The 23,067-nt window shown below is 37.3% G+C and carries 22 protein-coding genes and 2 pseudogenes; 4 read left to right on the plus strand and 20 right to left on the minus strand.

What is annotated here, in order from left to right:
* Positions 1-84: 84 nt before the first annotated feature.
* The 3 genes from nhaC to ABES52_RS01470 all read right to left on the minus strand — a co-directional run bounded on the left by nhaC (position 85) and on the right by ABES52_RS01470 (position 2,708).
* Entirely contained in the window at positions 85-1,503 is a 1,419-nt protein-coding gene (gene nhaC, locus ABES52_RS01460; RefSeq protein WP_429648207.1) for a Na+/H+ antiporter NhaC, read from the minus strand.
* A 372-nt stretch (positions 1,504-1,875) separates the two neighbouring features.
* Positions 1,876-2,349, minus strand: coding sequence for a GNAT family N-acetyltransferase (locus ABES52_RS01465; protein ID WP_429648209.1), 474 nt, complete (start codon positions 2,347-2,349; stop codon positions 1,876-1,878).
* Positions 2,350-2,468: 119 nt separating this feature from the next.
* Positions 2,469-2,708 carry a YueH family protein gene (locus tag ABES52_RS01470; protein ID WP_429648211.1) on the minus strand — a complete coding sequence of 80 codons (240 nt, stop codon included), beginning with the start codon at positions 2,706-2,708 and terminating at the stop codon, positions 2,469-2,471.
* Between the two features lie 172 nt (positions 2,709-2,880).
* Here ABES52_RS01470 and ABES52_RS01475 point away from each other — a divergent pair, with 172 nt between their 5' ends.
* Positions 2,881-4,098 carry a NupC/NupG family nucleoside CNT transporter gene (locus ABES52_RS01475; RefSeq protein ID WP_429648213.1) on the plus strand — a complete coding sequence of 406 codons (1,218 nt, stop codon included), beginning with the start codon at positions 2,881-2,883 and terminating at the stop codon, positions 4,096-4,098.
* A gap of 39 nt (positions 4,099-4,137) precedes the next feature.
* Here the strand turns inward: ABES52_RS01475 and ABES52_RS01480 are convergent, their stop codons facing one another.
* The 12 genes from ABES52_RS01480 to ABES52_RS01535 form a co-directional block, all read right to left on the minus strand.
* Positions 4,138-4,626 (minus strand): glutathione peroxidase, encoded by a 489-nt coding sequence (locus ABES52_RS01480; protein WP_429648215.1) that lies wholly within the window; start codon positions 4,624-4,626, stop codon positions 4,138-4,140.
* A 251-nt stretch (positions 4,627-4,877) separates the two neighbouring features.
* Positions 4,878-6,176 carry a YheC/YheD family protein gene (locus tag ABES52_RS01485; RefSeq protein WP_429648217.1) on the minus strand — a complete coding sequence of 433 codons (1,299 nt, stop codon included), beginning with the start codon at positions 6,174-6,176 and terminating at the stop codon, positions 4,878-4,880.
* Positions 6,173-7,519, minus strand: a complete 1,347-nt coding sequence (locus ABES52_RS01490) for a YheC/YheD family endospore coat-associated protein (RefSeq protein ID WP_429648219.1) — start codon at positions 7,517-7,519, stop codon at positions 6,173-6,175. Before ABES52_RS01490 ends, ABES52_RS01485 begins: the two co-directional genes overlap by 4 nt.
* Positions 7,476-8,879, minus strand: coding sequence for a YheC/YheD family endospore coat-associated protein (locus ABES52_RS01495; protein WP_429648221.1), 1,404 nt, complete (start codon positions 8,877-8,879; stop codon positions 7,476-7,478). The genes ABES52_RS01490 and ABES52_RS01495 overlap by 44 nt, the downstream gene beginning before the upstream one ends.
* Positions 8,876-9,925 carry a YheC/YheD family protein gene (locus ABES52_RS01500; protein WP_429648223.1) on the minus strand — a complete coding sequence of 350 codons (1,050 nt, stop codon included), beginning with the start codon at positions 9,923-9,925 and terminating at the stop codon, positions 8,876-8,878. Before ABES52_RS01500 ends, ABES52_RS01495 begins: the two co-directional genes overlap by 4 nt.
* A 153-nt stretch (positions 9,926-10,078) precedes the next feature.
* Positions 10,079-10,786: an NlpC/P60 family protein gene (locus ABES52_RS01505; RefSeq protein WP_429648225.1), complete on the minus strand. Its 708-nt coding sequence runs from the start codon at positions 10,784-10,786 to the stop codon at positions 10,079-10,081.
* 17 nt (positions 10,787-10,803) lie between these two features.
* Entirely contained in the window at positions 10,804-11,211 is a 408-nt protein-coding gene (locus tag ABES52_RS01510; protein WP_429648227.1) for an NUDIX hydrolase, read from the minus strand.
* The gene (locus ABES52_RS01515; protein WP_429648229.1) at positions 11,198-13,069 is read right to left on the minus strand and encodes a 2-aminoethylphosphonate aminotransferase; all 1,872 of its coding nucleotides are present in this window, start codon (positions 13,067-13,069) and stop codon (positions 11,198-11,200) included. The genes ABES52_RS01510 and ABES52_RS01515 overlap by 14 nt, the downstream gene beginning before the upstream one ends.
* A complete protein-coding gene (aepY, locus tag ABES52_RS01520) occupies positions 13,062-14,189 on the minus strand; it encodes a phosphonopyruvate decarboxylase (protein WP_429648370.1) in 1,128 nt (375 codons plus the stop codon). Before aepY ends, ABES52_RS01515 begins: the two co-directional genes overlap by 8 nt.
* Positions 14,185-15,783, minus strand: a complete 1,599-nt coding sequence (aepX, locus tag ABES52_RS01525; protein WP_429648231.1) for a phosphoenolpyruvate mutase — start codon at positions 15,781-15,783, stop codon at positions 14,185-14,187. The genes aepY and aepX overlap by 5 nt, the downstream gene beginning before the upstream one ends.
* Before the next feature lie 47 nt (positions 15,784-15,830).
* Positions 15,831-17,228: a Mur ligase family protein gene (locus ABES52_RS01530; RefSeq protein ID WP_429648233.1), complete on the minus strand. Its 1,398-nt coding sequence runs from the start codon at positions 17,226-17,228 to the stop codon at positions 15,831-15,833.
* Between the two features lie 13 nt (positions 17,229-17,241).
* A complete protein-coding gene (locus ABES52_RS01535; RefSeq protein WP_429648235.1) occupies positions 17,242-18,642 on the minus strand; it encodes a UDP-N-acetylmuramoyl-tripeptide--D-alanyl-D-alanine ligase in 1,401 nt (466 codons plus the stop codon).
* A gap of 178 nt (positions 18,643-18,820) precedes the next feature.
* Here ABES52_RS01535 and ABES52_RS01540 point away from each other — a divergent pair.
* Positions 18,821-19,023 (plus strand): annotated as a pseudogene (locus ABES52_RS01540) (NAD(P)/FAD-dependent oxidoreductase); the annotation flags it as partial.
* A gap of 178 nt (positions 19,024-19,201) precedes the next feature.
* Entirely contained in the window at positions 19,202-20,155 is a 954-nt protein-coding gene (gene msrB / locus ABES52_RS01545) for a peptide-methionine (R)-S-oxide reductase MsrB (RefSeq protein ID WP_429648237.1), read from the plus strand.
* Between the two features lie 44 nt (positions 20,156-20,199).
* Here msrB and ABES52_RS01550 read toward each other — a convergent pair whose 3' ends face one another.
* The 4 genes and pseudogenes from ABES52_RS01550 to ABES52_RS01565 all read right to left on the minus strand — a co-directional run bounded on the left by ABES52_RS01550 (position 20,200) and on the right by ABES52_RS01565 (position 21,809).
* Positions 20,200-20,427: a sulfurtransferase TusA family protein gene (locus ABES52_RS01550; RefSeq protein WP_429648239.1), complete on the minus strand. Its 228-nt coding sequence runs from the start codon at positions 20,425-20,427 to the stop codon at positions 20,200-20,202.
* A 24-nt stretch (positions 20,428-20,451) separates the two neighbouring features.
* Positions 20,452-20,623 (minus strand): annotated as a pseudogene (locus ABES52_RS01555) (MBL fold metallo-hydrolase); the annotation flags it as partial.
* Between the two features lie 68 nt (positions 20,624-20,691).
* Complete coding sequence (locus tag ABES52_RS01560) at positions 20,692-21,267, minus strand: sulfurtransferase TusA family protein (RefSeq protein WP_429648241.1); 576 nt, start codon at positions 21,265-21,267, stop codon at positions 20,692-20,694.
* A gap of 62 nt (positions 21,268-21,329) precedes the next feature.
* Complete coding sequence (locus ABES52_RS01565; RefSeq protein WP_429648243.1) at positions 21,330-21,809, minus strand: DsrE/DsrF/DrsH-like family protein; 480 nt, start codon at positions 21,807-21,809, stop codon at positions 21,330-21,332.
* Between the two features lie 216 nt (positions 21,810-22,025).
* On the opposite strand from ABES52_RS01565, the gene ABES52_RS01570 reads away from it, so the two are divergent.
* On the plus strand, positions 22,026-22,505 hold the full coding sequence (locus ABES52_RS01570; RefSeq protein WP_429648245.1) for a peptide ABC transporter substrate-binding protein: 480 nt from the start codon (positions 22,026-22,028) through the stop codon (positions 22,503-22,505).
* 57 nt (positions 22,506-22,562) lie between these two features.
* On the opposite strand, the gene ABES52_RS01575 is transcribed toward ABES52_RS01570, so the two are convergent.
* Positions 22,563-22,913 carry a rhodanese-like domain-containing protein gene (locus ABES52_RS01575; protein ID WP_429648247.1) on the minus strand — a complete coding sequence of 117 codons (351 nt, stop codon included), beginning with the start codon at positions 22,911-22,913 and terminating at the stop codon, positions 22,563-22,565.
* Between the last annotated feature and the right edge of the window lie 154 nt (positions 22,914-23,067).

Below are 23,067 nucleotides of genomic sequence, written 5' to 3' on the forward strand. Positions count from 1 at the left end.
ATTTTTCTTAAGCAACTATTTCACTCCTTGTTTCGAAAAAGTTTATTTTTTCACCTTGAATGAATAAAAAAAGAGTCAAATCCGTTACGATTTGACTCCAATTGCTTTTTCTTTTACCGGTGTTGACAAGTAGGTAAGCGTCCAGCCAGTAAATCCAAAAAGGACAGTAATCAAAGGGGATAACAAGCAGAAAAACGCAAACGGGACGTATTCGAGAGTAGGTACCCCAAGGACCGATGCAATAAATACTCCGCATACCCCCCAAGGAACGAGTGGATTAATGACCGTACCTGCATCTTCTAGAACACGTGATAAGTTTTTATTGGCTAAGCCTAGTCGTTGGTAATGGGATTGGAACGCTTCACCGGTTAATAGGATGGACAAGTATTGTTCTCCAGCTAATAAATTGACCCCAATCCCTGATAAGACGGAAGCTAACACCACGGATTGGCGATTTTTTAACCATTGGTCAATTGCTTGAAGTATGGAAGGAACAATGCCCAATTTAAATAATAACCCTCCCATACTTAAAGCTAATAAGACAAGAGATATCGTAAACATCATGCTGTTAATTCCGCCCCGGGATAGTAAAGCATCGATCGCTTCATTTCCTGTTTCTGAAACGAATCCGCCGAACAATACCGAAAATAGCTGACTGATCGTTAAATGTTCATGATATATAAATGCAATAACAATGGCCGATAAACTACTTAGCGCTAACGTAAACAACGTCGGAACTTTAAAAATAGTCAATATGAACAATAAGATTAACGGAATTAGGCTATCCCAATGAACGAGTCCGCTGTCTAAGAGTGCCTGCTTCATCTCTTCCACTTTAGAAAAATTTGAAGAAATCTCTGACGGTGACATGAATACAAAAACAACGAGCGTAATAATTAATGCCGGAACTGTCGTCCAACTCATATTGCGAATATGCTCAAAAAGATCCACTTTGACAATTGATGCAGCCAGATTTGTCGTATCCGATAACGGAGACATTTTATCACCGAAAAAGGCACCCGATACAATCGCACCAGCTGTAATTGGTAACGATAAATCTAATGCGCTACTGATACCAATAAACGCCACACCAATCGTTGCCACTGTCGTTAATGAGCTACCAATACAAACGCCAACAATTGCGGTGAGGAGAAAAACAATCGCATAAAAATATTGCGGCACAATCAGTTCAAATCCTCCATACATAACTGTTGGAATCGTTCCACTTAACATCCAGCTACTGATAAGAATTCCGATAAAGAAAAAGATATAAATGGCTTGGATCCCTGATTTCGCCCCATCAACCATTCCGTCTTCTATATCTTTCAACGGTACGTTTCGAATGAATCCATATCCCATTAAAACGAGAATGGCTATCAAAATCGGAACTTGTGGAGCGGAAGAGAAGGAAAAAATACTGACAAAAATACTAAGTAATATCCAAAGAGACAACAGAATGGCTTCCCAAAGCTTCGGCGTATGAACTGGTTGAATACGAAACATGAAAGAATCCTCCTTTTTTTCGAAATAAAAAAGAGCCTCCTTCCCTTTAGGGACGAAGAAGCTCTCCGCGGTACCACCCTAATTGATGAATGTCGACATTCACCCACTCTTGCATTATCTGCCGTTACGAACAGTGTAATTCGTCCGAGTAGCTGCCTAGATTTTCACCAACCATCTAGTCTCTATGTGCTGCCCACTACACGACTACTTCTTCTGTTCAGCAAATCCATTATGAAACTTTTCCGCTTAAACGCTTTTAAACTTAAACGCTTTTAAGTGATAAAGTATGTACTTTTAATTTATCATAATTTTTTCATACGTCAAGTAGATTTAAAAAATAAAAAGGCTTTTCAGGAAGAAAGCCTTCTTTCATTAGACAATATTTTTCACAAACAGCCATTCATCTTGAATGACAATTCCATTATTAGCGACGAGAGGGATTGTCGGTTTCTTTTTTCGTGCTTCACTAACAGCATCTTTTATCACTTTCTCAAGACGGTACCCTCGTTTTTGATAAAACTCGATGGCGCGAATATTATCATTTGTTGTAATTAATTCCACTCGTTTTATTCCTTCTTTTTGTGCCATCTTTTCTAACGTTCTTAACAGCAATGAACCTATCCCTTGATTCTCAATAAGCGCGTCTAACGATACAATTTCCCAAGCATGCTTTCTTTTTTTGTACGTTAACAATCCTTGAAGTTGTCCTTCGTCATTGATGACCGCTAAAGAAGGTAAGTCAGGACAATAATATATTCCCGTTGAAACGATCATTTCACAGCCTCCCCAATGCTCTTGGAAAAAAGCTACCTTCGTTTCTTTAGGTAATTTCGTCACCACGTTCATCTCGTTCTCCTCCGCTGTAAGAAAAATCTATTTTATATATATAATAGAAGAAAAAGGTATTCTTTTTCCAGAATAAAAAGCCGTTCATTTCCTTTCTTGGAATTGAACGGCTTTTTTCTTTACATTTCTTTCGTCCACTGGTCGATGCGTAAGGCAAGAGCTTCTGCTTGTTCTTCATTCAAACGATTAGTTAATGAGTTGATAAGCTTATTAATAAGAGACTCACCAAATTCATCGTACGTAAATTGAATAGACCATTCGGCACTAGGAAATGCTACCATAAAGTATTCCTCTTTCTTATTTTCGTAAATAAATACTTTTTCTTCCTTGTTATCCATAAAAATTTTTCGGATTTTCATTACCTTGCTCCTTTCTAGTATTATCAAGGATTGACAGAGGTCATACCTCAGACGTAAGGTGTCATTGTTTGTAAAATTTGTCGAAAAAGCATTGTTAATTCCAGATTTGCATTGTAAAATAAAAAAACTGTGACGGCAAGGTTTAAATACATCATTTGGGGTGAAGACAAAAATGAACTATGTATGGGGACTTTTAGGAATTTTAGTTGTACTTGGGATTGCCTTTTTATTCTCAACGGCCAAGTCCAAAATTAAGTTACAAACAGTGCTTGGCGGTCTTGCGATTCAATTTGTATTCGCTTTCTTAGTATTAAAATGGGAAGCTGGAAAAAATGCATTGAACAAACTAACAATGGGGATTAACAACATCATTGGGTATGCCAACGAAGGGATTAACTTTTTATTTGGTGGTTTATTTGCTGAGGGTACAAACATCGGATTTATATTCGCGTTCAACGTTTTACCAGTTGTTATTTTCTTCTCAGCATTAATCTCTGTGTTATATTATATAGGTGTTATGCAGTTTTTTATTAAAATTATTGGTGGTTCCTTAGCAAAATTATTAGGAACACGTAAAGCAGAATCCATGTCTGCAGCTGCTAACATTTTCGTTGGACAAACAGAGGCACCGCTTGTAATTCGTCCATATTTAGCAAAAATGACACAATCCGAATTATTTGCCGTCATGACAGGTGGTTTAGCTTCTGTAGCCGGTTCTGTATTGATTGGATATTCTCTACTTGGTGTTCCATTAAAATATTTATTAGCCGCAAGCTTTATGGCGGCACCTGCTGGATTAGTCTTAGCAAAAATTTTCGTTCCAGAAACTGAAGAAAAAGAAGAGCCAAAAGAATTTGAAATGGAAGCGGATACGGAGTCTGCAAACGTCATTGATGCGGCTGCACGTGGGGCAAGCGTCGGTTTACAACTTGCACTTAACATCGGTGCAATGCTTTTAGCTTTCATTGCTCTTATTGCCCTTATTAACGGTTTACTTGGATGGGTTGGTGGCTGGTTCGGTTACGACCAATTATCCCTCGAAGTTATTTTAGGTTATGTATTCGCACCTATTGCCTTTGCGATCGGTGTTCCTTGGGATGAAGCAGTATTAGCCGGTAACTTTATTGGTCAAAAACTGATTTTAAATGAGTTTGTTGCTTATTCTGTCTTTGCACCAGAAATACCAAACCTTTCTGAGAAAACAGTTGCTATCGTAAGTTTTGCCCTATGTGGCTTTGCAAACATCTCTTCTTTAGGAATTTTACTTGGTGGTCTTGGAAACTTAGCGCCTAACCGCCGTGCCGACATTGCGAAATTAGGAGTACGTGCCGTAATTGCTGGTGCTTTAGCTTCTCTATTAAGCGCTGCGATTGCAGGTATGTTAATATAATAAAAAAACGCAGGGGACAAGCTACTCCTGCGTATTTTATTACATTTTGGTTGATAATAATGACTGTATCTGCCCCTCTATCTTCGCTGGGTTCGTTTGTGGTGCAAAACGATCTACGACATTTCCTTTGCGGTCCACTAAAAATTTCGTAAAGTTCCATTTAATTTCTGAGCTTAATAAACCTTTCTTCTCTTGCGTTAACCATTTGAACAATGGGTGAGCCTCTTTTCCTTTCACATTTACTTTCGCAAACATTGGGAACGATACTCCATAATTGACTTGACAAAACTCCATAATTTCATCATTTGTATCAAATTCTTGCTTCATAAATTGGTCGCATGGAAAACCTAAAACTTCAAAGCCTTGGTCTTTATATTTTTCATAAAGCTCTTGTAACTCTTTAAATTGTGGCGTAAATCCACATTTACTTGCCGTATTCACTATGAGTAACACTTTCCCTTTGTACCCCGATAAGGTCATTTGTTCTCCATTTGGTTTTTCAACTGTAAAATCATAAATCGTCGTCACCAGTTTCCACCTCATTTCTTATTTGGATTTAGCATACTTCGAACTTAATAGAAAATCAAAGATTATACACGAAAAAACAAAAAGAAATATGAATTTACTTATATAGTTTTTTCCGTTGTCACATAAATACTTTTCATTTTCGCAATTTCCTTGCCAGTTCTTTTAATCTTATTTATAAGTTTGCTATGATACCCTTATCCAGAGCCAACCTATAAAAACAAAAAAGTCCCTCATAGATGAAGGACTAAGCTTTATAAAAATCCACTAAGTGATTTGGCATATTCAAGCGGAGCAGTCACGATATTGAAATACGTTTGTTGATCTTGTATCGTTTCGGAAAGCATTTGATGTTCGTACAATGGGTCGATATCTAATAGCCATAAGTTTAAGTCTTCGTCTATCTTCATCGTGACACATAAGTCTGCGTACGTTCCATAACACTTCTCTATTAGTTGGCATACTGAATGACAAAGTGTAATTATTTCTTGTTCCTTTAAAAACACCTCTCGTTCGTTCAAGTGAAAGGCATTCCGTAAGATTTCCTGTCCCGTTAAAGAAAATTCTTCGGCACCCTTAAAATCGGAAACAATTGCTGAACAACGCCAATGCTTGGAACGATTTTTTTGTAAAAAAGCTCTCAATATATAAGAGTTCCCTTCTTCATTGATTGACGAAATAAGCGGTTGGATGAGAAATGGTTCCTCAGGTATTAACTTTGAAATAAGTACAGTGGCTTCATTTTTAGAATAGCTATATACTTTCCATTGATTTATCCATTGATATCTATTCTTAAGCTTTTTTACTTTATATTCCATACAATTGCTTCGTAAATGGATGGGTTTTAATACAACCGTTTCATGCATATTTAACATCTCATCTAACTTTTCCAAGGTCGTTAGTTGGTTCATAGAAAGTAAATGTGAAGAGATGGAGGTATAGGAGGATAGCCATTCCTCTAATTCACGATAATTCCATACATAAGAGTTCACTAGTTTTTCCCCATGTGAAGAGATAAGTTGTTCAACGACCGGTTCATCGAGACGAACTTTATTGATAAACACATCTGGTAGAGGAAATGTACTTAATTGAAAAGACGGCTGGTCACTCTTTTGATCCGGCTGATAAACATACCCTTTAACTGTTTGATTTGAAAAAGATATACTATCGGCCGCACAAATATAAAAGAGCCCACGAAGGTTCACATAGTTAACAACATAGTCTTTAAATTTTTGTATCGCATGAAGATCCATCTCTCGTTCTTCTCGAAATGCGATTAACCCAATAACGGGGCCCACATGTATGACCCGATTGGTCATGGTAACATCGTATGGAATATTTTCCGGAAAATCAAAAGGGACATGCATTTGATTGGACAAAGCGATGACATTTTTCGTTATCTCACTTGAAAGCTCGACTTCCACTTCTCGCCGCCACGAACCAATTTGCAAAATCATCCGCCGTGGAATCACATCCATATCAAAAAATACGGATTCATGGACGACGATTGCATTTTTTATTTGCATTGGAACCTTTGTAATATTTACGATCATGTTAACTCCTCCGGAAAGCCGGCTAAATTTTTTGCGTATAGAAGATTCATCCGCTTGATTTCATAAAAAAGGGGACGATTATGAATATCAAGAGCGAACAACGGACTCGGATTTAAATTATTCACCTCAAGAATCCACACCCTTTGATCATGATCAATGGCAATATCTATTCCTAAATTTCCACAGTGTACACCACATTTTTCGATACATTGGGCGGTTTTTTTTACGAGTTCTGAAATCTCCTTCCGCCAAGCAAACACTTCATTTGGTGAAAGGTTAAATATTTTTTGTAACGTTACTTCTCCTATTTCAGCCGTCCCTCCAGCTAAAATATTGGTGATAATGCTCCCTTTTTGCCCATATTTGGCCACCATGCACATATCGTTCCATTCACCTGCTTGATCTTTCACTAACACGATTCGAAAATCAATGTTCTTTCCATCAAAAGAAATTAAGTCAAGTGCTTCCTGTAAAATTACTTTTTTACCTTTAAACCGGTTGAGGAAATACTGGTCTAAATCATATACACTTTTAAATGTCATCGTATATGCCGTTCCGTCCTGAGAATATTCCAATTTCAAATTCTGTTCTCCAAGTTTGGTAACTTTATATATTCTCTCTCCCATACTTCCGTGAACAGGTTTCACAAATATTTGGTCATAACGGTTCAATGTGGCTTCTAAGTCTTTCGGTCGTTTGTACAGAACGGTATAAGGTAAAAAGGTCTTTACGTCATCGTATTGGGTTAACCATTGATACATCTCCCATTTATTGAATATATAACTGTTAAAAAAGCGTTGACCAAACACTCTTTGAAAATAGTTTCTCCATTTTTTATTTAAATAAATGGTTTTAAAGACACTCGCAGGATATGAATACACACCGCTTTCCCATTTTTTCGTGTCTGGATTATACAAATATCCTTCAATCGTGTGATCGTTCGTGTGAATCCCCTCTAGTGAAAAAGCAACAATCGCTCCTCCAATATGGTCGTAATCGTATAAGTAATTAGATAAGTATTGCACCGTTTCATCTAAACTGCTTTTTTTCGATGTTGTCAGAAGACCGAGATAAGGTCCAATGATTAGTTCATTTGCTACTCGGCGGAGTTCGTACGTTCCATTAATAGGAATCTGTAACCATTCAATTATATCAACAGATAACTTGACTTCATTTTCATTTATTTTCGAAGAGATGTTCAAGTTGATTTCTAATACTTGCATGCCAAAACGTAAAAACCATTTTTTTGAAATGGGAATGTGTTGTCGTCTAGCAGTAGTCGGATGGATCGTCAGTGCATTACGTGCCTGTAAGTCCGGAATAATTTTGTATGTTTGTTTCATTATTTTCCTCCCAGCCAAAACCGGCAATAGAAGCTGAATAAAGAATAGGTTCGTAACAAATTTGACGGTAAATTCTTTCATCTAACAATTGAAACCCTTTAAATGTCGGACGAACATTCGCTTCTATAAACCAAAAATGTTTTTGTTGATCCAACGCTAAATCGATACCGAATTCGGCAAAATGGCCGCCTGTTTCATCCATCATTTCACAAAAATGTTTCGTAATGAATTTAATTTCTTCTTCAACTTGAAAAGGGGCGATTTCCGAATCAAAAGCTAACGCAAGCGCTTCCCTTAAATGAAGGGCACTTCCCCCACTCGAAATGTTGGTAATCATTTTCCCCGGTCCGGCAAGCCGGCACTCAATTCCGCTGCAAACCCAATTTTTCCATCTGTTTTTTTGCATAACGACTCGTATATCCCACGGTCTTCCATTAATTTGCGCTAAAGGGATAAATGGCTGAATGATATAATCTTGATGTATATAGTTACCTTCAACTAAATATGATTGCAACTGAGAAATGGAAATATTTATTTCAGTAAAATTTCGATAATCTTGAATGGTTAACGTTCCATCATCATTTTTAGAGATGATGGAAATGCCTCGTCCCCTTGAAAGCTTATGTGGCTTTAAGATGACTTTTGTATATTTTGTAAGAAATGATACTAAATTTTCTGTAGTTAGGATGGCGGTTTCTGGTACATAAGAATGTAATTGTTCATTTTCTTTTAATAATTTATACATTTCCCATTTATCAAATCGCTTCTCATTAAAAACTTTCCAATTCGCTATATCGGCAACTTCCGTTACAAAATTATTTTTAGAGTTAAATCCTCTCCGATAAACAACGGATGGAAAAGGCAGTTTACCATATTCCCATTTTTGTTTGCTGTAATTATAAAACTGTCCATAAATACATTTCTCTTGCCAACTAATCGAGCAATGCCTAAATGCAATATATAGACCACCAACGTGTTCGTAAACTCCCATAGCATCTGTTAATTCTTTTAAACGGCGGTCATGATAATAGTAATGCTGATCGCCGAGGAGAAATCCGATTACAGGACCGATATGAATCATGTTATTTTTAGTGTACATTTGATAAGTAGCCGACTCTTGGAAAAGTAGTTGCTCAAACACTTGGGCGGAACATTTCAAGCGTAATGGTTGATGAAAGTGATTGCCTGAACTTTTTTCAGTTGAGGTGTACTCAGATACCTTAACCGAAAGCTCTCGTTGGCCAAACACTAGTTTTGTCTCCGTTGGCAACTGTTTGGCTATTTCATTTGGGAAATAGACCACATCACCAGAATATTCTGAATCTCTTTCTTTTAATTTCTCTAATTTTATCCATTTCATGTTTTAAGACCCTTTTCTTTGACAGATTGATCCCGTAAATATAACAGGTAGAAAAAAGCATGGTCCAATAGATTAGATTGTTCTCTATTTTCTAATTGATTGAAGGTAGACAATTCTTGATCAAACCCGGCAACATAAATGAGATAAGGAAAACCTTTTTCTTCAAGAAGAAAATCAAGCGTACAACTGCCTAAAAACGGAATATAAAAATCTAAATACTCCGCAATCTTTAATGTAAGATTGGTTAATGATTCTACTTGATGATTGGTCATATTTTGAACATTTTTTAACGAGGTGGAGATCAATTCTTGTTGTGAAAAGATTCCTTTTTTTACAACCATCAAGGGATTCGTCCATGTTCCTTCCGCCCCCTTTTGCAAATACATCCTTATTTCAAGTGGGGTTTTCTCTTTTTTCATACATGGAATCCCCTTTATTAAACGGAAATTTTTGTTATTGACCATTTTTAAAATATAAGTTTGAATGTCTTTACTTTCACAAACTTGTTCAAAATTGCCAATACAAATAATAAAATTGTTCTTCTTTGTTTTTTTAATGACTGCAGCTTTTGGAGAGACGTACGTCTTTTCAGGTAAGAGATATAAGGTATCATTAGCTTGTAACCATTCGGTTAATATAGTAGGATCTAAGGCTTCTGACGGTAGGAGAAATTGATGGGAACCTTCTAACGCTGTTAACATTTCAAAGATGATACCTTGGTCAAATCGATTAACCGGATTAATGACAGTGATGTTTTCCATTTTCCTTAACGTACGCATTTTACGAATATTTTCTTTTCTTGAAAAAAGGGCGAAGTTATAAATTAAAGGGGGAATGTCACATAGCCCTTCACGAATAGAGTTACCATCAAGAATCGTACCACGAATGTAATGATAATCTAGATTAATTCCATCGATTGAAAACAAGACGGTTTTTAATCCATGTTGATTGGAATATCGACTGAATTGTTCAAGCATGTGTTGATAAAGGTGATGCTGTTTTTTTGCATGATATAAAAAGCCCAATTGAACCGATTCTGTTTCCACAGTCTCACCCCTTCATAATTCCCTATAAGAGCATGGCATTTCAATTTTATTTTATGAATTTATTTCGTTTCAGTGTCTATCCAAATGAGTCATCCAAAATATTTTTGAAAAATAGCTTACAGATACACATCACTTTTACGTAAATCCGTTTAGCTATTGATGAGGATTGGGCATAATAATCGGCTTTTGGGGTGGGAGGACGTACCGCTTTGGAATGACTGGTCCCCGATCTTCGTGACCATCGATAACGATTCCTGGCGTCCATGACCCTTCAGGTAAAATTCGTTGAACATTATAAAAATTTCTACCATACCATCGTTTGAAGCCTGATATAATTCCGATAGCAGTTGGAGTTCCTCTTGCTGTACAAATAACAGAAGGCCTTCCTTCTAACTCGCCCATGTAAATCCCTACATGCCCAATATAAACGGTTTGATTGCTCCGCTCTTTCCACCAAGTAAAAATATCTCCCGGACGAAGATGTTCCACCCCTTCCAAGTGCCAATATTCATCAACAATCTTTTGATAAACACCGTCAACACGTTTCCCTATATCGACATACTTTTTCGCAACACCAGTCAAGTCAAATCCAAAATCGCCATAGACTAATTTGATAAACCCTGAACAATCGAGGACTCCATCAGAGTGATAAGAATTATATCCGTGTCCATATACCGTATAGCCATGCTCCATATACCATATCGCGCGTTCAACGATTTGGTCCGCTAAACTCCCTTTTATATGTTGATATCGATCACGATACTGCTTCACTTTTTTTAATTCATTATTTTTATAATCGTTATAATTCGCTTTATATTTTGCAATCGCTTCTTCTGTTGTCAAAGAGATATAAGATACCACGATTCCACCCTCTTACATTACGATTCAATAAAAAATGGATGTTCTGTCTCATTCAAACATTTTTGAATTCTCTCTTTATACGTTTTCCATTTCACCATTTGTAGGGCATCCTCGATGGAGAAAAATCCAGCATCTAACGCATCATCCCCACATGTGACCTTTCCTCTAATGGGAGTTCCAAGAAAAAGAACAGTACAGCGACTATTTTTAATATCTTGTATAACGCCACATAATTTGATAATATGAATCTCTATTCCGGCCTCTTCTTTCACTTCTCTAATGGCCGCCTCCTGAATGGATTCACCATTTTCTACATACCCACCAGGGAATTCCCATCCCCTTTTCCAATTTTTTACTAATAAAATCTCATTGTGCTCATTAAATACAGCGACAGAGGCTGCTAACCGATGTTTAGGAAATGCCATGATTCTTCTTCCTTTCAGGACAAAATCCAATCGAAAAGAGATATTGCTCTAATAGCTGAACAAATTGTTCCATATCTTTATTTGTGATGTCCCCAATATTGGCCACCCGAAACGTTGGAAGATCATGAAGTTTTCCAGGATAAATGGTTATTCCATGTTGTTGAAAAAACTGATGCATTTCACCAAAACAATAGCTAGGAATGGTTGGTTCCACTATGGCCGTAATAATACGGGAGTGATGTTCTTTATTTACCAAGTGGGTTAATCCTAAACGAGTAATACCATTAATCAGAACTTCCCAGATTTGAGAATATCTCGCATACCGATTTTCAATTCCTTCAAGGCGAGTCTCTATGATGGCTTGTTTTAACGCATAAAGTGTTTGAACGGGAGGAGTAAATCGCATCTGTTTCGTTTCCTGGAAGTATTGATACTGTGAATACAAATGGAGATAAAAATTACGGGGACGAAGCTGTTTCGTCGCTTCTAAATGGTCTTTTCTCGCAATCACAAATCCAACACCAGCCATGCCTTGAAGATTTTTATTGGAACTAGCGGCAAGATAACTTATATTCATTGCTTCCATATCAAGAGGAATAGCCGCATATGAGCTCATTGCATCCACAATCATATGAATACCATATGTTTGACAAAGGCGTCCGAGCGAAGCAATATCATTTAACAGTCCTGTGGTTGTTTCGTGATGAACAACGGCAAGATGAGTAATCTTTCCGTTAGACTGATGAATGATCTTTTCGATGGATGGAAGGTGTAAAGGTTGATCAGGCCTACTTTCGAATTCCACAAAATTCAGGCCATATGCATCGGCGATTTGGCACATTCGTTTTCCGTAGGCACCGTTATTAATAATCAAGACAGTTCCATCGCCGATTACGGAACTTAAAATAGATTCGACAACAGCTGTTCCAGAGCCTCCAAACAGGACGGTGGTATATTGATCAGTGGATGCAACGAAATTGGTTAATTCATCTGAAATAAATTGCATCACATAGCCGAATTCTTCTTCTCGCGGACAAATATCAGGAACAACTTGTGCATATTTGACAGTATCTGTCGTAGTGGCTGGTCCCGGATTTAGTAGAATTTTTCTTTGAACAGGCGGTTTCTCCCTTTCTTGATGTTTGATGTACGGATAAATGTCACGTTTTGCTTGTAATAAATGTTCTTCGTTATCAATTTCACACCAAGCTAATGGATGGATTTTGTAGACGTAAAGTGGAACTTGAGAAGAAATACCTACAAGGGCAGCTTCATAATCGAGCATCAATTGTTCCTGAAAATGTTTTTCCGCATATTCGCATATCGCATGGAATGTAGAATGGGATAGTTTCGATATTCCTACTAACGCGACGCTAGGGTTAACTAGCTCCTCTTTGTTTTTGGACATCTTTTTTAAGAAGCATTGTTCATCGGTTTCGATAAAAACCTCGTCATTCGCCCCGGTTAACCTGCTGGCCAAAATGACATCGGCACAACGATGGTTGATTAGTAGTTTAATTGCCTTTTTTTCATAGACTAAGTCACTTTCTAATAGAAGAAAGTCTTGACTAACCCGTTCTTTTAAACAATAAAGGGTGTATAAACTCCCGGTCGTTTCATACTTGTCGTTGCGAACGCAAGTAATTTGGGGATATTGTTTAGCTAGTTCTTCGTAAGCCTCAGCTAAATAACCTGTTCCAATAACAATCTCTTCAATACCTGCCTCCAATAATTTCTGGATTGATTCTTCAATAATCGGTTTATCACCGAGTTGTAAAAATCCCTTCGGCTGATGTTTCGTTCGTTCGCCCAGTCGACTACCCATCCCAGCGGCTAAAATAACGGCTGTTTTAACCATTTAAAAACACCTTCAATCGCTCTTTCACTTGATGTGGCTTTAATGTTGGACGAGCAAGATTTTTCTTTGAGCCAGGTGCTATTTTCATATAAAGAAATGTTAAGCCTTTATGTTTCTTCCAATCATTTATTTGATCAGTTAATTCTTGTAGGTTGTGAATGTAAATCGCTTTTGTATAACCGCAAGATGCTGCCACTTCAACAAAATCAACGTTGTGAGAAACTGTGCTTTGTCCTCCAGTTGAATCGTGTGCATTATTGTCCAATAAAATATGCAACATATTTTTCGGTGCATAATACCCATTTGTCGCTAAACTACCCATCCGCATCAACAACGCCCCGTCACCTTCAATGACGAACACATCTTTATCTTTCTTTGTTCGTGCCATTCCTAGACCAAGCGAACTCACACAGCCCATCGAACCAACCATATATAAATTATTCGGGGCATCTTCCACTTCAAACAGTTCCCTGCCTGTTTTACCTGTTGTTGCTAATTGGACGGTTTGCTCGTCTTTCAATGAATTAATATGCTGTAAAACTTCCCATCGTGTCGGCAGTTGATCTTCTCTTGATCGATTTACCTTTTTTACGTTGACATTTGTCCTTTGTTTTTCAATTTTAAGTGATTCCGTTGCAAACGTTCCTTTTTTCACAACAAAAAAGAATGGCTGCTGATGTTCAATACAAGTTTTCGCACGCTGTAATTGCTGTTTTGCTTCGTCCAAGTTTGATGATAAGTAATCCCACTTGATTTCCATCAGCTCTAACATTTGTGTAGTGATACGCCCCATCAATTCATGTTGGGGTTCATCTGAAAGTCCCGGTTCCCCTCTTAAACTAACAAATCCAAGCACCGGGATTTGAAACGGATAATTTAAAGAAACAAGAGGAGAAACAGCGTTCGTTAACCCGGAATTTTGCATTAATACAACTGATTTTTCTCCAGCTAATGTCGCACCAGATGCAATAGCCACCGCTTCCCCTTCATTCGTTGCTGCTACATAGTCACATTCGTTCATCGCATAGTTGATTAAATGTTTAAGAAACGAACAAGGAACCCCACTAAAAAATGTGAAACCTAACTTTTTTAATTCTTCACCAAACAGTTTTGTGTCAATCAAATAACTCACCTGCTTTTTGTAAATCACGAATTGTATCAATATCTAACCAAGAACCTTTGATATATTTCACGGCAATTTTGTGTGAAGAGCTAATGTAATGAAACAGATCGGCCATGGTCAGTTGGTGGAAATCTTCTCTTTCTGCCAAATGTTCAAGTGCTTTTTTTACAATGAGCGCCCCTTTTTTCGATACTTTCCATAACCCGATAAATTCCCCGTGGATGTCTTCTTCTTGTAGATTGTTAGACATATGGAGAAATTGAACGGTACTAGAGTATAACTTTTTAGAATAGGGAATGTTCGTGGTAACAAAATCTTTATCTTTACTGATGGTTTCGACGTCAGCATCGACGATGAGGGTGATATCGTTTAGGTCATTGAGAAGATCGTTGAGGATGTAATTTTTAAAAATAATATCTCCGTAGCTGATGATGGTATTTTCCTGTAATTGTTCTTTTGCTAGATATAATGAATACAGTTCTTTTGTTTCGGCGTATAAATCATTGTCAATAACTGAGAAATTGGCAGATGACACTTTATCTTTTGCGTATCCTCTCACTACGCAAATGTCTTTAATCCCTACTTTATGAAATTCATCGATTTGTGTAGTTAAAATCGATTTTCCACCGACTTTCAAAAGCGTTTTCGGAATCTCTTTGGTAAGCTCATCCATGTCTCCACGGCTAGCAGCTAAAATAATGGCATTTACTTTTTTTCTTGGGACCGGGAGATACTTCTTTTCTGCTTGTTGTAATTCATCTGCTCCTTGAAGTCGAAACACTTCATCGACCGGTACAACCGCTGATTCAACGGCGACTAGACTTTGATCTTGATAAATTTGACGGGTCGTTTGTTGCATTGCCGTAATCGCTGCGCGCAAATTATGATTGGCCCAAATCGCCACATTTACACCTAAATCTTTAAAAACTTGGGTCGGAACAGAATAATATTTCGTCGGGACAATGACGACCGGAAGCCTGCCGCTCCATTCTTTCATAAATGCCTCTATCTCTGAATGGTCACTTTTTTTACTATGAATTAATACCGCATCCGCTCCTGCTTGACGATACGCCTCCGCACGACGAAGAGCTTCCTGAAGTCCCCAGCCAGCAATAAACGCTTCTACTCTGGCGACCACCACAAATTCATCGTCTGCCTGACTATCTTTCATCGCTTTAATTTTTCCACAAAACTCTTCTACATCCGCTAAAGGCTGTGCCTCCCCGCTAATAAATGAATTCGTTTTTGGAAAGAGCTTATCTTCAATACATACACCGGCGATCTGTCTAGATTCTAATTTTTTTACAAGGCGTCGTGCGTTATTAAAGTTTCCATATCCCGTATCCCCATCTAATAATATAGGAATGCATGTGGCATCACTCATAAACTCTAACACATCTAACACTTGTGTCCATGACGCTTCATTGTTATCTCGTACGCCCAAAGACGCTGAGATGGATAATCCACTGGCCCAAATTCCTTTAAATCCAGCTTCTTCAACAATTTTTGCTGATATACCATTATGGGCTTCCATTAAAAAATCTAATGAACTTGAATTAATTATATGTCGTAACTGAGCTGTCTTTTTCATGTTGCCTTCCTTTCTATTCAAATATTTTTTATAAGTAGATAAAAAGACTATCGTATAATGGCCCGCTTAAACTGTTTAAAAGTGTCTTCTACCATCACACGATGAGGTAATTTTAAAAGAATCACTGCATCTGAATGGAGAAAGGATTTTACTGTTTCATAGACGTCCTTACCGTCCATACAAAAATGCACATTGTTGGTGTTCATTCCATGTTGCATTGCTACCCGACCAATTTCCTTTGCTTCATCTCCAACGATGATTAAGTGGTCTACGTTCGTGTTTACCACTTTCTCCCCCATTCGTGCATATTGTTCCATCGCATACTTTTGGTTTCCTAACTGTGGCATATACCCTAAAATGGCGATTTTTATTTTTGTACCGGATATGTCTTTAAGTACTTCAAGTGCTTCGGCCATCGATAATGGTGTTACGTTCCAAGTATCGTCAATAATGGTTACCCCACCAACCCCTTTTTGGATTTCTAAATGTTCCTTCATGTGTTCAAATGTAGCTAATCGTTCACAACATTCAGCAATTTCTATTCCTGCACTGGATGCAGCAGCAATCGAAGCTAAGGCATTGTACACATTCGATTTTCCATAACCAGGCACCAACACTTCATACTCGTTTCCTTGGTGCGTAAGGGTAAACTTCATGCCTTTATCTGTGTAACGGACATGATTGGCTTTAAAATGACATCCTTCACTCATACCAAAATAAATGACATGGTTAAAATCACTTATATCTACTACTTTTTTGATGTTCGGGTCATCGCCATTTAAAATGATGATCCCCGTCTTTTTATCAAGTCCTGTGAGAATTTCTGCTTTCGCTTTCATATAGGCTTCAGGGGTTTTGCAATCCTTTAAGTGGTACACATCAATATTTAACAAAACACGAATCGGCGGCTGGAAATATTGAATTGTATTGGCTAAATATCCTGGCGATGCTACCGGCATTTCAAACACGGCTGCTTCCGTTTGGTCATCAATCCCCAGCAAATACTTTAAATTAAGGGACCTTTGATTATTACTTAGATAGGTAGAGTGGACGTGATAATACTTTCTTAAAATATGTTTGACCATCTGTTTCGTCGTTGTTTTTCCACACGTACCGGTGATACCAATGATCGGAATATCGAACAAGTTTCGATAGTAAGTTACAAATTTCCAGTATGCATCCTCTATATGGTCCACTTGAATCAAAATACAATGGTTTTTTACTTTTCTAAAAGCATCTGGTTCGTCGGTAACTACCGTAACCGGTTGATACTTTTTAAACAATTGTTTATCGATTTTCATATCGTTGTAACGGTAGAATAACAAGGTATGGTCCTTTATTTTTTTCGGACGATACGTAACATGTTTGATGAGTGGAATTCCTGATCCATGTGTCACATTTCCGTCAATGACGTTCACAATTTCTTGGAGATATAATGGTTTCATAGAATCCCCCCTTTCATGACTCGATGATCGTACTTTTTAATTGTTTAAAAGAGTCTTGAACCATAACTCGATGAGGAATTTTTAACAAGACGATTGTTTCATTATTTAATAAAGGTTCTAATATATCCAAAATGTCTGTTCCATCCTCCGCAAAATATACATTGGTTGGATTCATGCCACATTTAAGAGCTTCCTTCGCAATTTCCTTCGCTTCTTCTCCAACAACAATCAAATAATCTACATTCGATTCCATTACTTTTCTTCCAATTCGTTCATACTCATTTTTTGCGTATTCCCCTTCTCCTAACTGTGGCATATACCCTAATAAAGCGATTTTCTTTTTTGTATCAGCTACCTCTTTTACCACTTGTAGCGCTGTTTCCATCGATAGTGGAGTGACGTTCCATGTATCATCGATGATGGTACTCCCATTGATTCCCTCTCGAAATTCCAAATGTTCCATGACTGGTTGGAAGGATGCAAGTCGTTCACACGCTTCCTTGATTTCCACTCCTGCACTACATGTGGCCGCAATAGAAGCGAGCGCATTGTATACATTATGCTTGCCGTATCCAGGGACATACACTGAATACGACTGATGTTGATGATGCAACGTAAATTTCATCCCTTTTTTCTCATAAGACACATCAGTCGCTTGAAAATGACAACCATCCCTCATGCCGAAATAAACAATGTTATTTTGGATATGGCTGACATCAATTTGACGAATGTTCTCATCATCTGCATTTAAAATCAACGTATTGTAATTTGGATCGAAATCATGCAGTAATTCTGCTTTTGCTTTTAAATAACGTTCAGGTGTTTCACATCCAACTAAATGATAGACATCAATATTTAACAAGACGCGAATTTGAGGTCGAAAATATTGAAGATAAAATAAAATATCTCCTGGCCGGTCGACCCCCATTTCAATAACTGCCGCCCCCGTATCCTCATCGATTCCTAATAAATAGCGATGATTTCTATGGCCACCATTAAAGCTCTTATAAGTAGATTGCACTTTATATCTTTTTTTAAGGATGTAGGTAATCATTTCCTTTGTCGTCGTTTTCCCGCATGTCCCCGTGATTCCAATAATCGGAATATCAAAAAGATTCCGATAATAATCAATAAAATTCCAGTACGTTTCGTCGATATTATCTACTTGGACCACCATTACTTTTTCTCCTAGATGGGTAAAATGATGCGGTTTTTCCGTCATGACCACCACTTCGTTATACTTTTTAAAGAGCTTGGAATCAACTTTCCTTTTTGTATATAAATCAATGAGCAATGTATGATGACCAATTTTATATCGCTTTGTCACCACATTCTTAATGATCGGATTTCCTTTCCCTTGGACGCATACTCCCCCAGTTTGTGCCACTATCTCGTTCAAAGTAAGCCATTTCACATCGATTCCCCCGCTTCCCCTTCTAGGTATAAGTTATTGTATACATCTAATTTGGTTGCTGTTATAGATGGACGACCAATTTTTTTCAGGAAATGATGTGTCAGTCTCACTTGAAGATTTTTTATTAATAGTCATCAATGATTGAAATGGTCATAATACCAAAAATACATAAGATTAAGTCCACCGTGAATACTATTTAGGGGCGTTTTGCGGCCTAACGCATGACGGCTAACCGATGATTGGCACATACGAAGAGTTCCCAAACTGTTATTTCTTATATGCCTATGGAGATAACGGGCTTGTTTTTAGTATGGCGTGGCCTAAATATTGCGGGACGTCATGACAAAAGGAACACATCCAGCATTCAACTTGTATCTGCGCATTTCAAGCGTAACATTAAGAAGTATCAAGCATAAGAGTGTTGATATTTCTAATTATTGGAAATTTCCCGATTTCAGGGTAGAAAGTGTACGGAGCATACCGAACGAGCTTATATTTTCATGAAACGTTCTTGGATATGGTAAACTATATTTCACAATAAGCTGAAGGGGGAAAAACAATGGCGCATCAATTAGCAACGTTTGCCGGAGGATGCTTTTGGTGTATGGTCGAACCTTTTGAGGAAAAACCAGGAATTATTTCCGTCATTTCCGGATATTCCGGTGGATGGAAAGAAAATCCGACGTATAAAGAAGTATGTAGCGGTACAACCGGCCATTACGAAGTTGTACAAATTACGTATGACCCAGAATTAATTAGCTATGAAACGTTATTAGACATTTATTGGAAAAGTATTGACCCAACCGATGAAGGAGGCCAATTTAACGACCGTGGCCAATCCTATCAAACCGCTATATTTTATCATACGGAAGAACAACGTATAGCTGCTGAAAAATCAAAGAAGCATCTTGAAGAACACGGCCCGTTTAATAAACCAATTGTCACGAAAATATTACCGGCAAAACCATTCTATCCAGCGGAAGAATATCATCAAAACTTTCATAAGAAAAACCCATTTCGTTATGCTCTTTACAAAAAAGGTTCGGGCCGCGAAGACTATTTAAAAAAACATTGGGAAGATCAAAAGAAAAAAGAAGAATTAAAAAAGAAATTAACACCGATGCAATACGAAGTCACCCAAAATAATGGAACGGAACCACCATTCCAAAACGAATATTGGGACCATTTTGAAGAAGGCATTTACGTCGATGTCGTCACTGGGTACCCGCTCTTTAGCTCCAAAGATAAGTTTGACTCTGGTTGTGGTTGGCCGAGCTTCTCGAAACCAATTCTTAAAGGGGCGATAGATGAAAAAATTGACTTAAGCCACGGAATGGTACGCACGGAAGTCCGAAGTAAAGATTCTGACAGCCATCTTGGTCACGTCTTCAATGACGGTCCAAAAGAACTTGGTGGACTCCGTTACTGCATTAATTCCGCCGCCCTTCGTTTTATCCCAAAAGAGAAGATGGAAGAAGAAGGATATGGAGATTATTTAATTTTGTTTAAGTAATAAAAATGGGAAGTCTCAAGCAGTATTGAGACTTCCCATTTGCCTTACCCTTTCTTAATCCAAAACTTCAATACCCCATTGTCTTCTTCATGTTTTAATAATTCATGACCAGTTGATTGTGCCCAGGCGGTTAAATCGTTCTTCGCACCATGATCCGTTGTGTGAACTTCAAGCACTTCCCCTGATTTTAGTTCATCCATCGCTTTTTTCGTTCTAACAATTGGTATCGGACAAGCTAACCCTTTCGCATCTACTACTTTTGTTTCTTCCATCTTAATAACCTCCATTTATTCGTTTTATTGAACCGCACAGCGATTCGGCCAATTTCCATTTCACGTTGCTTATCTTCGTCTGGATTCAATTTTTCCATGTTCGTTTGTGGTAGAAATTAGATTGAGGTGGTAAATTTTCCGTTACGGTCTTTCTAAATCCTTGTTCATCAAGAATAGTGAGTCCGTGATTTTTTTTAGAAATCACGAGCTAACTCCCATTCCCCCCTAACGTATAATTAGTTGTAAAAAATTTTTAATCGTTATTTAACGATTGATTCCACTTGTCATTCCTGTCCATTGGCTCATACCTGGAACGACATTGTACACTTTTGTAAATCCATGCTCTGTTAACTTTTGAGCGGCTAAATCGCTACGGTTCCCAGTCCGACAAACTATATAAATTTCATCATCTTTGTTTAATTCATGTACACGCTGCTCTAATTCACCCAAAGGAATGGAAATTGCGTTTGGAATATGTGTAAAAGCATACTCAGCAGCCTCTCGAACATCGAGAACAACGATTGTTTCGTTCGCTTCCAGTTTCTTTTCCAGTTCCTCATTAGTAATCACGTTTGGGTACTTTCTTTCGATCGTTTCTTCATTGGAAGACTTTCTTAAAAAATGTTTTAACACCTCTCCATCTTCCACCGTTCCTAAATATTGATGACCAGTACTTTCTGCCCATGCTTTTATATCTACTTTGGATCCTTTATCAGTTGCTTGAACTTCCAACACTTGACCTGCCTCTAATTCATTTATCGCTTTTTTTGTTTTTACAATCGGCATGGGACATGCTAAACCTTTCGCATCGACCGTTACATTGGCTTTTAAGTTTTTCATTAAATTATACCTCCTAACAACTTTACCTTATAGGGTATTTATCACCTTAAAAATTTTTTCCATTAGATAAATAAGTTGACTTGACCTTCTTCTGCATCAGCTAAGTAGGCCGCTACCCCTGCATATTCAATGCCATCTAACAGTTCCTCTTTTTTTAAACCAAGTAAATCCATCGTCATGGTGCAAGCGACTAGCTTAACCCCTTGTTCTTGGGCCAATTCGATTAATTGTGGTAATGGCATCGCATTATGTTTTTTCATAATACTTTTAATCATTTTCGGACCAAATCCTGCAAAGTTCATTTTGGATAGACCCATTTGATTGGCCCCTCTTGGCATAAGTTTAGCAAACATTTTTTCGATAAATCCTTTCTTAACTGATACAGCTTCGTCTTTCCGTAACGCGTTAAGTCCCCAAAACGTATGGAAAATCGTAACATCATGATCATACGCCGCTGCTCCATTAGCGATAATATAAGCTGCCATCGCTTTATCGTAATCACCACTAAATAAAATAATGTTTGTTTTTTTCTTTTCTGACATTGTTTAATCCCTCCTTAATTACCTATATAGGTATATAATTGTTTTAAAAAAAATATTCTAAATGAATGGATTGATTTTTATAATTACCCCTATGGGTATATTACAGAAATAAAACAATAGTGTCAACTCATTTTTTCCCTAAATTTGAGATAAAAATGAAACATATTATTCAACTTGTCGTCTATACCATTAAAAAGGAGTAAGGGAAGTATAAAAATGAAATTATTTTCAACATTTATTTTCTCTATATTTTTTCTGACTGCATGTATGAATGGAATTAATCCAAAAGAACATGTAGGGGAAATATATCGTCTGGCCTTAGACGAAATGATGGGAAAAGATACAGCATTAAATAGCCATATGAAATACATCGCTATTGATTTGGGTAATTTCGTTGAATTGAACGAACAAGATAAGAAAGAAATATTCCGTTTTTTCGAAAAAAAGTACAAAGTTAAGGTTATGGAAGCTTCATTTGCAGAACTGAAAGAAAAAGGTTTATATAATCCAGATACAATGGTCTTGGATGGTGTGCTTCTAAAACTTGATAAGGTTTATTTTAAATTTAACAAAAATATCTTATTTGAAGGTTCCAAGTATCGTTCTGGAACTGGTGCCATCGGTGTAGAAATTACCGTTTATTATCAAGATGGAAAATGGCAAATTAAAAAATCTGAAATGACTTGGATTAGCTAGATTTTTTATTATTTACACAAATAGAAAAGAGGTGATTTTTTCACCTCTTTCGCTATGTTAAGCCGCTTTGTGCTGACACTGACCATTTGTTAGCGTGTAACCCATAACGTGGAAACCTTTTTTTCGAAGGGTTCGGATACTAAGATTTTTTTCTATATGGTTGGCAGCCACGATATACACTTTGTTTTGAGATAATTGCTGACTGCTTCTTTCTAAGTAAGCAATTGGAATATTAATCGCTCCGTGTACGGGATCTTTGTATGACTCATGAAAATCGCGAACATCTAAAATGATTGAATTACCTTGCGAATGAAAAGATTGTACACAAGGAACGCCCCACACGGGAACGTATCTTTTATACATCAACATAGCCATTAAACTAATGAACAAACTCAAAACAAGAATCATCCTGTTAAAACCTCCCCAGTTAAGTTACCATAATGGAACTTCACTGACAAGGAATATGATATACCCTATTCGGTATAATAGCAACAAAAATTCACGTATTTGTATTCACTTTCTTTTGATTAATAATTTGGTACATAAAAAGATGTAAAATGTT

The sequence above is a fragment of the Aeribacillus pallidus genome, assembly GCF_050478865.1.
Classification (GTDB): Bacteria; Bacillota; Bacilli; order Bacillales; family JACDOC01; genus JACDOC01.

What these genes read in the sequence shown, in the direction of transcription:
- nhaC (WP_429648207.1), bottom strand. Translation starts at nt 1,503, where the DNA reads ATGTTTCGTATTCAACCAGTTCATACGCCGAAGCTTTGGGAAGCCATT.
- ABES52_RS01465 (WP_429648209.1), bottom strand. Translation starts at nt 2,349, where the DNA reads ATGAACGTGGTGACGAAATTACCTAAAGAAACGAAGGTAGCTTTTTTC.
- ABES52_RS01470 (WP_429648211.1), bottom strand. Translation starts at nt 2,708, where the DNA reads ATGAAAATCCGAAAAATTTTTATGGATAACAAGGAAGAAAAAGTATTT.
- ABES52_RS01475 (WP_429648213.1), top strand. Translation starts at nt 2,881, where the DNA reads ATGAACTATGTATGGGGACTTTTAGGAATTTTAGTTGTACTTGGGATT.
- ABES52_RS01485 (WP_429648217.1), bottom strand. Translation starts at nt 6,176, where the DNA reads ATGATCGTAAATATTACAAAGGTTCCAATGCAAATAAAAAATGCAATC.
- ABES52_RS01490 (WP_429648219.1), bottom strand. Translation starts at nt 7,519, where the DNA reads ATGAAACAAACATACAAAATTATTCCGGACTTACAGGCACGTAATGCA.
- ABES52_RS01495 (WP_429648221.1), bottom strand. Translation starts at nt 8,879, where the DNA reads ATGAAATGGATAAAATTAGAGAAATTAAAAGAAAGAGATTCAGAATAT.
- ABES52_RS01510 (WP_429648227.1), bottom strand. Translation starts at nt 11,211, where the DNA reads ATGGCATTTCCTAAACATCGGTTAGCAGCCTCTGTCGCTGTATTTAAT.
- ABES52_RS01515 (WP_429648229.1), bottom strand. Translation starts at nt 13,069, where the DNA reads ATGGTTAAAACAGCCGTTATTTTAGCCGCTGGGATGGGTAGTCGACTG.
- aepX (WP_429648231.1), bottom strand. Translation starts at nt 15,783, where the DNA reads ATGAAAAAGACAGCTCAGTTACGACATATAATTAATTCAAGTTCATTA.
- ABES52_RS01530 (WP_429648233.1), bottom strand. Translation starts at nt 17,228, where the DNA reads ATGAAACCATTATATCTCCAAGAAATTGTGAACGTCATTGACGGAAAT.
- msrB (WP_429648237.1), top strand. Translation starts at nt 19,202, where the DNA reads ATGGCGCATCAATTAGCAACGTTTGCCGGAGGATGCTTTTGGTGTATG.
- ABES52_RS01550 (WP_429648239.1), bottom strand. Translation starts at nt 20,427, where the DNA reads ATGGAAGAAACAAAAGTAGTAGATGCGAAAGGGTTAGCTTGTCCGATA.
- ABES52_RS01560 (WP_429648241.1), bottom strand. Translation starts at nt 21,267, where the DNA reads ATGAAAAACTTAAAAGCCAATGTAACGGTCGATGCGAAAGGTTTAGCA.
- ABES52_RS01565 (WP_429648243.1), bottom strand. Translation starts at nt 21,809, where the DNA reads ATGTCAGAAAAGAAAAAAACAAACATTATTTTATTTAGTGGTGATTAC.
- ABES52_RS01570 (WP_429648245.1), top strand. Translation starts at nt 22,026, where the DNA reads ATGAAATTATTTTCAACATTTATTTTCTCTATATTTTTTCTGACTGCA.
- ABES52_RS01575 (WP_429648247.1), bottom strand. Translation starts at nt 22,913, where the DNA reads ATGATTCTTGTTTTGAGTTTGTTCATTAGTTTAATGGCTATGTTGATG.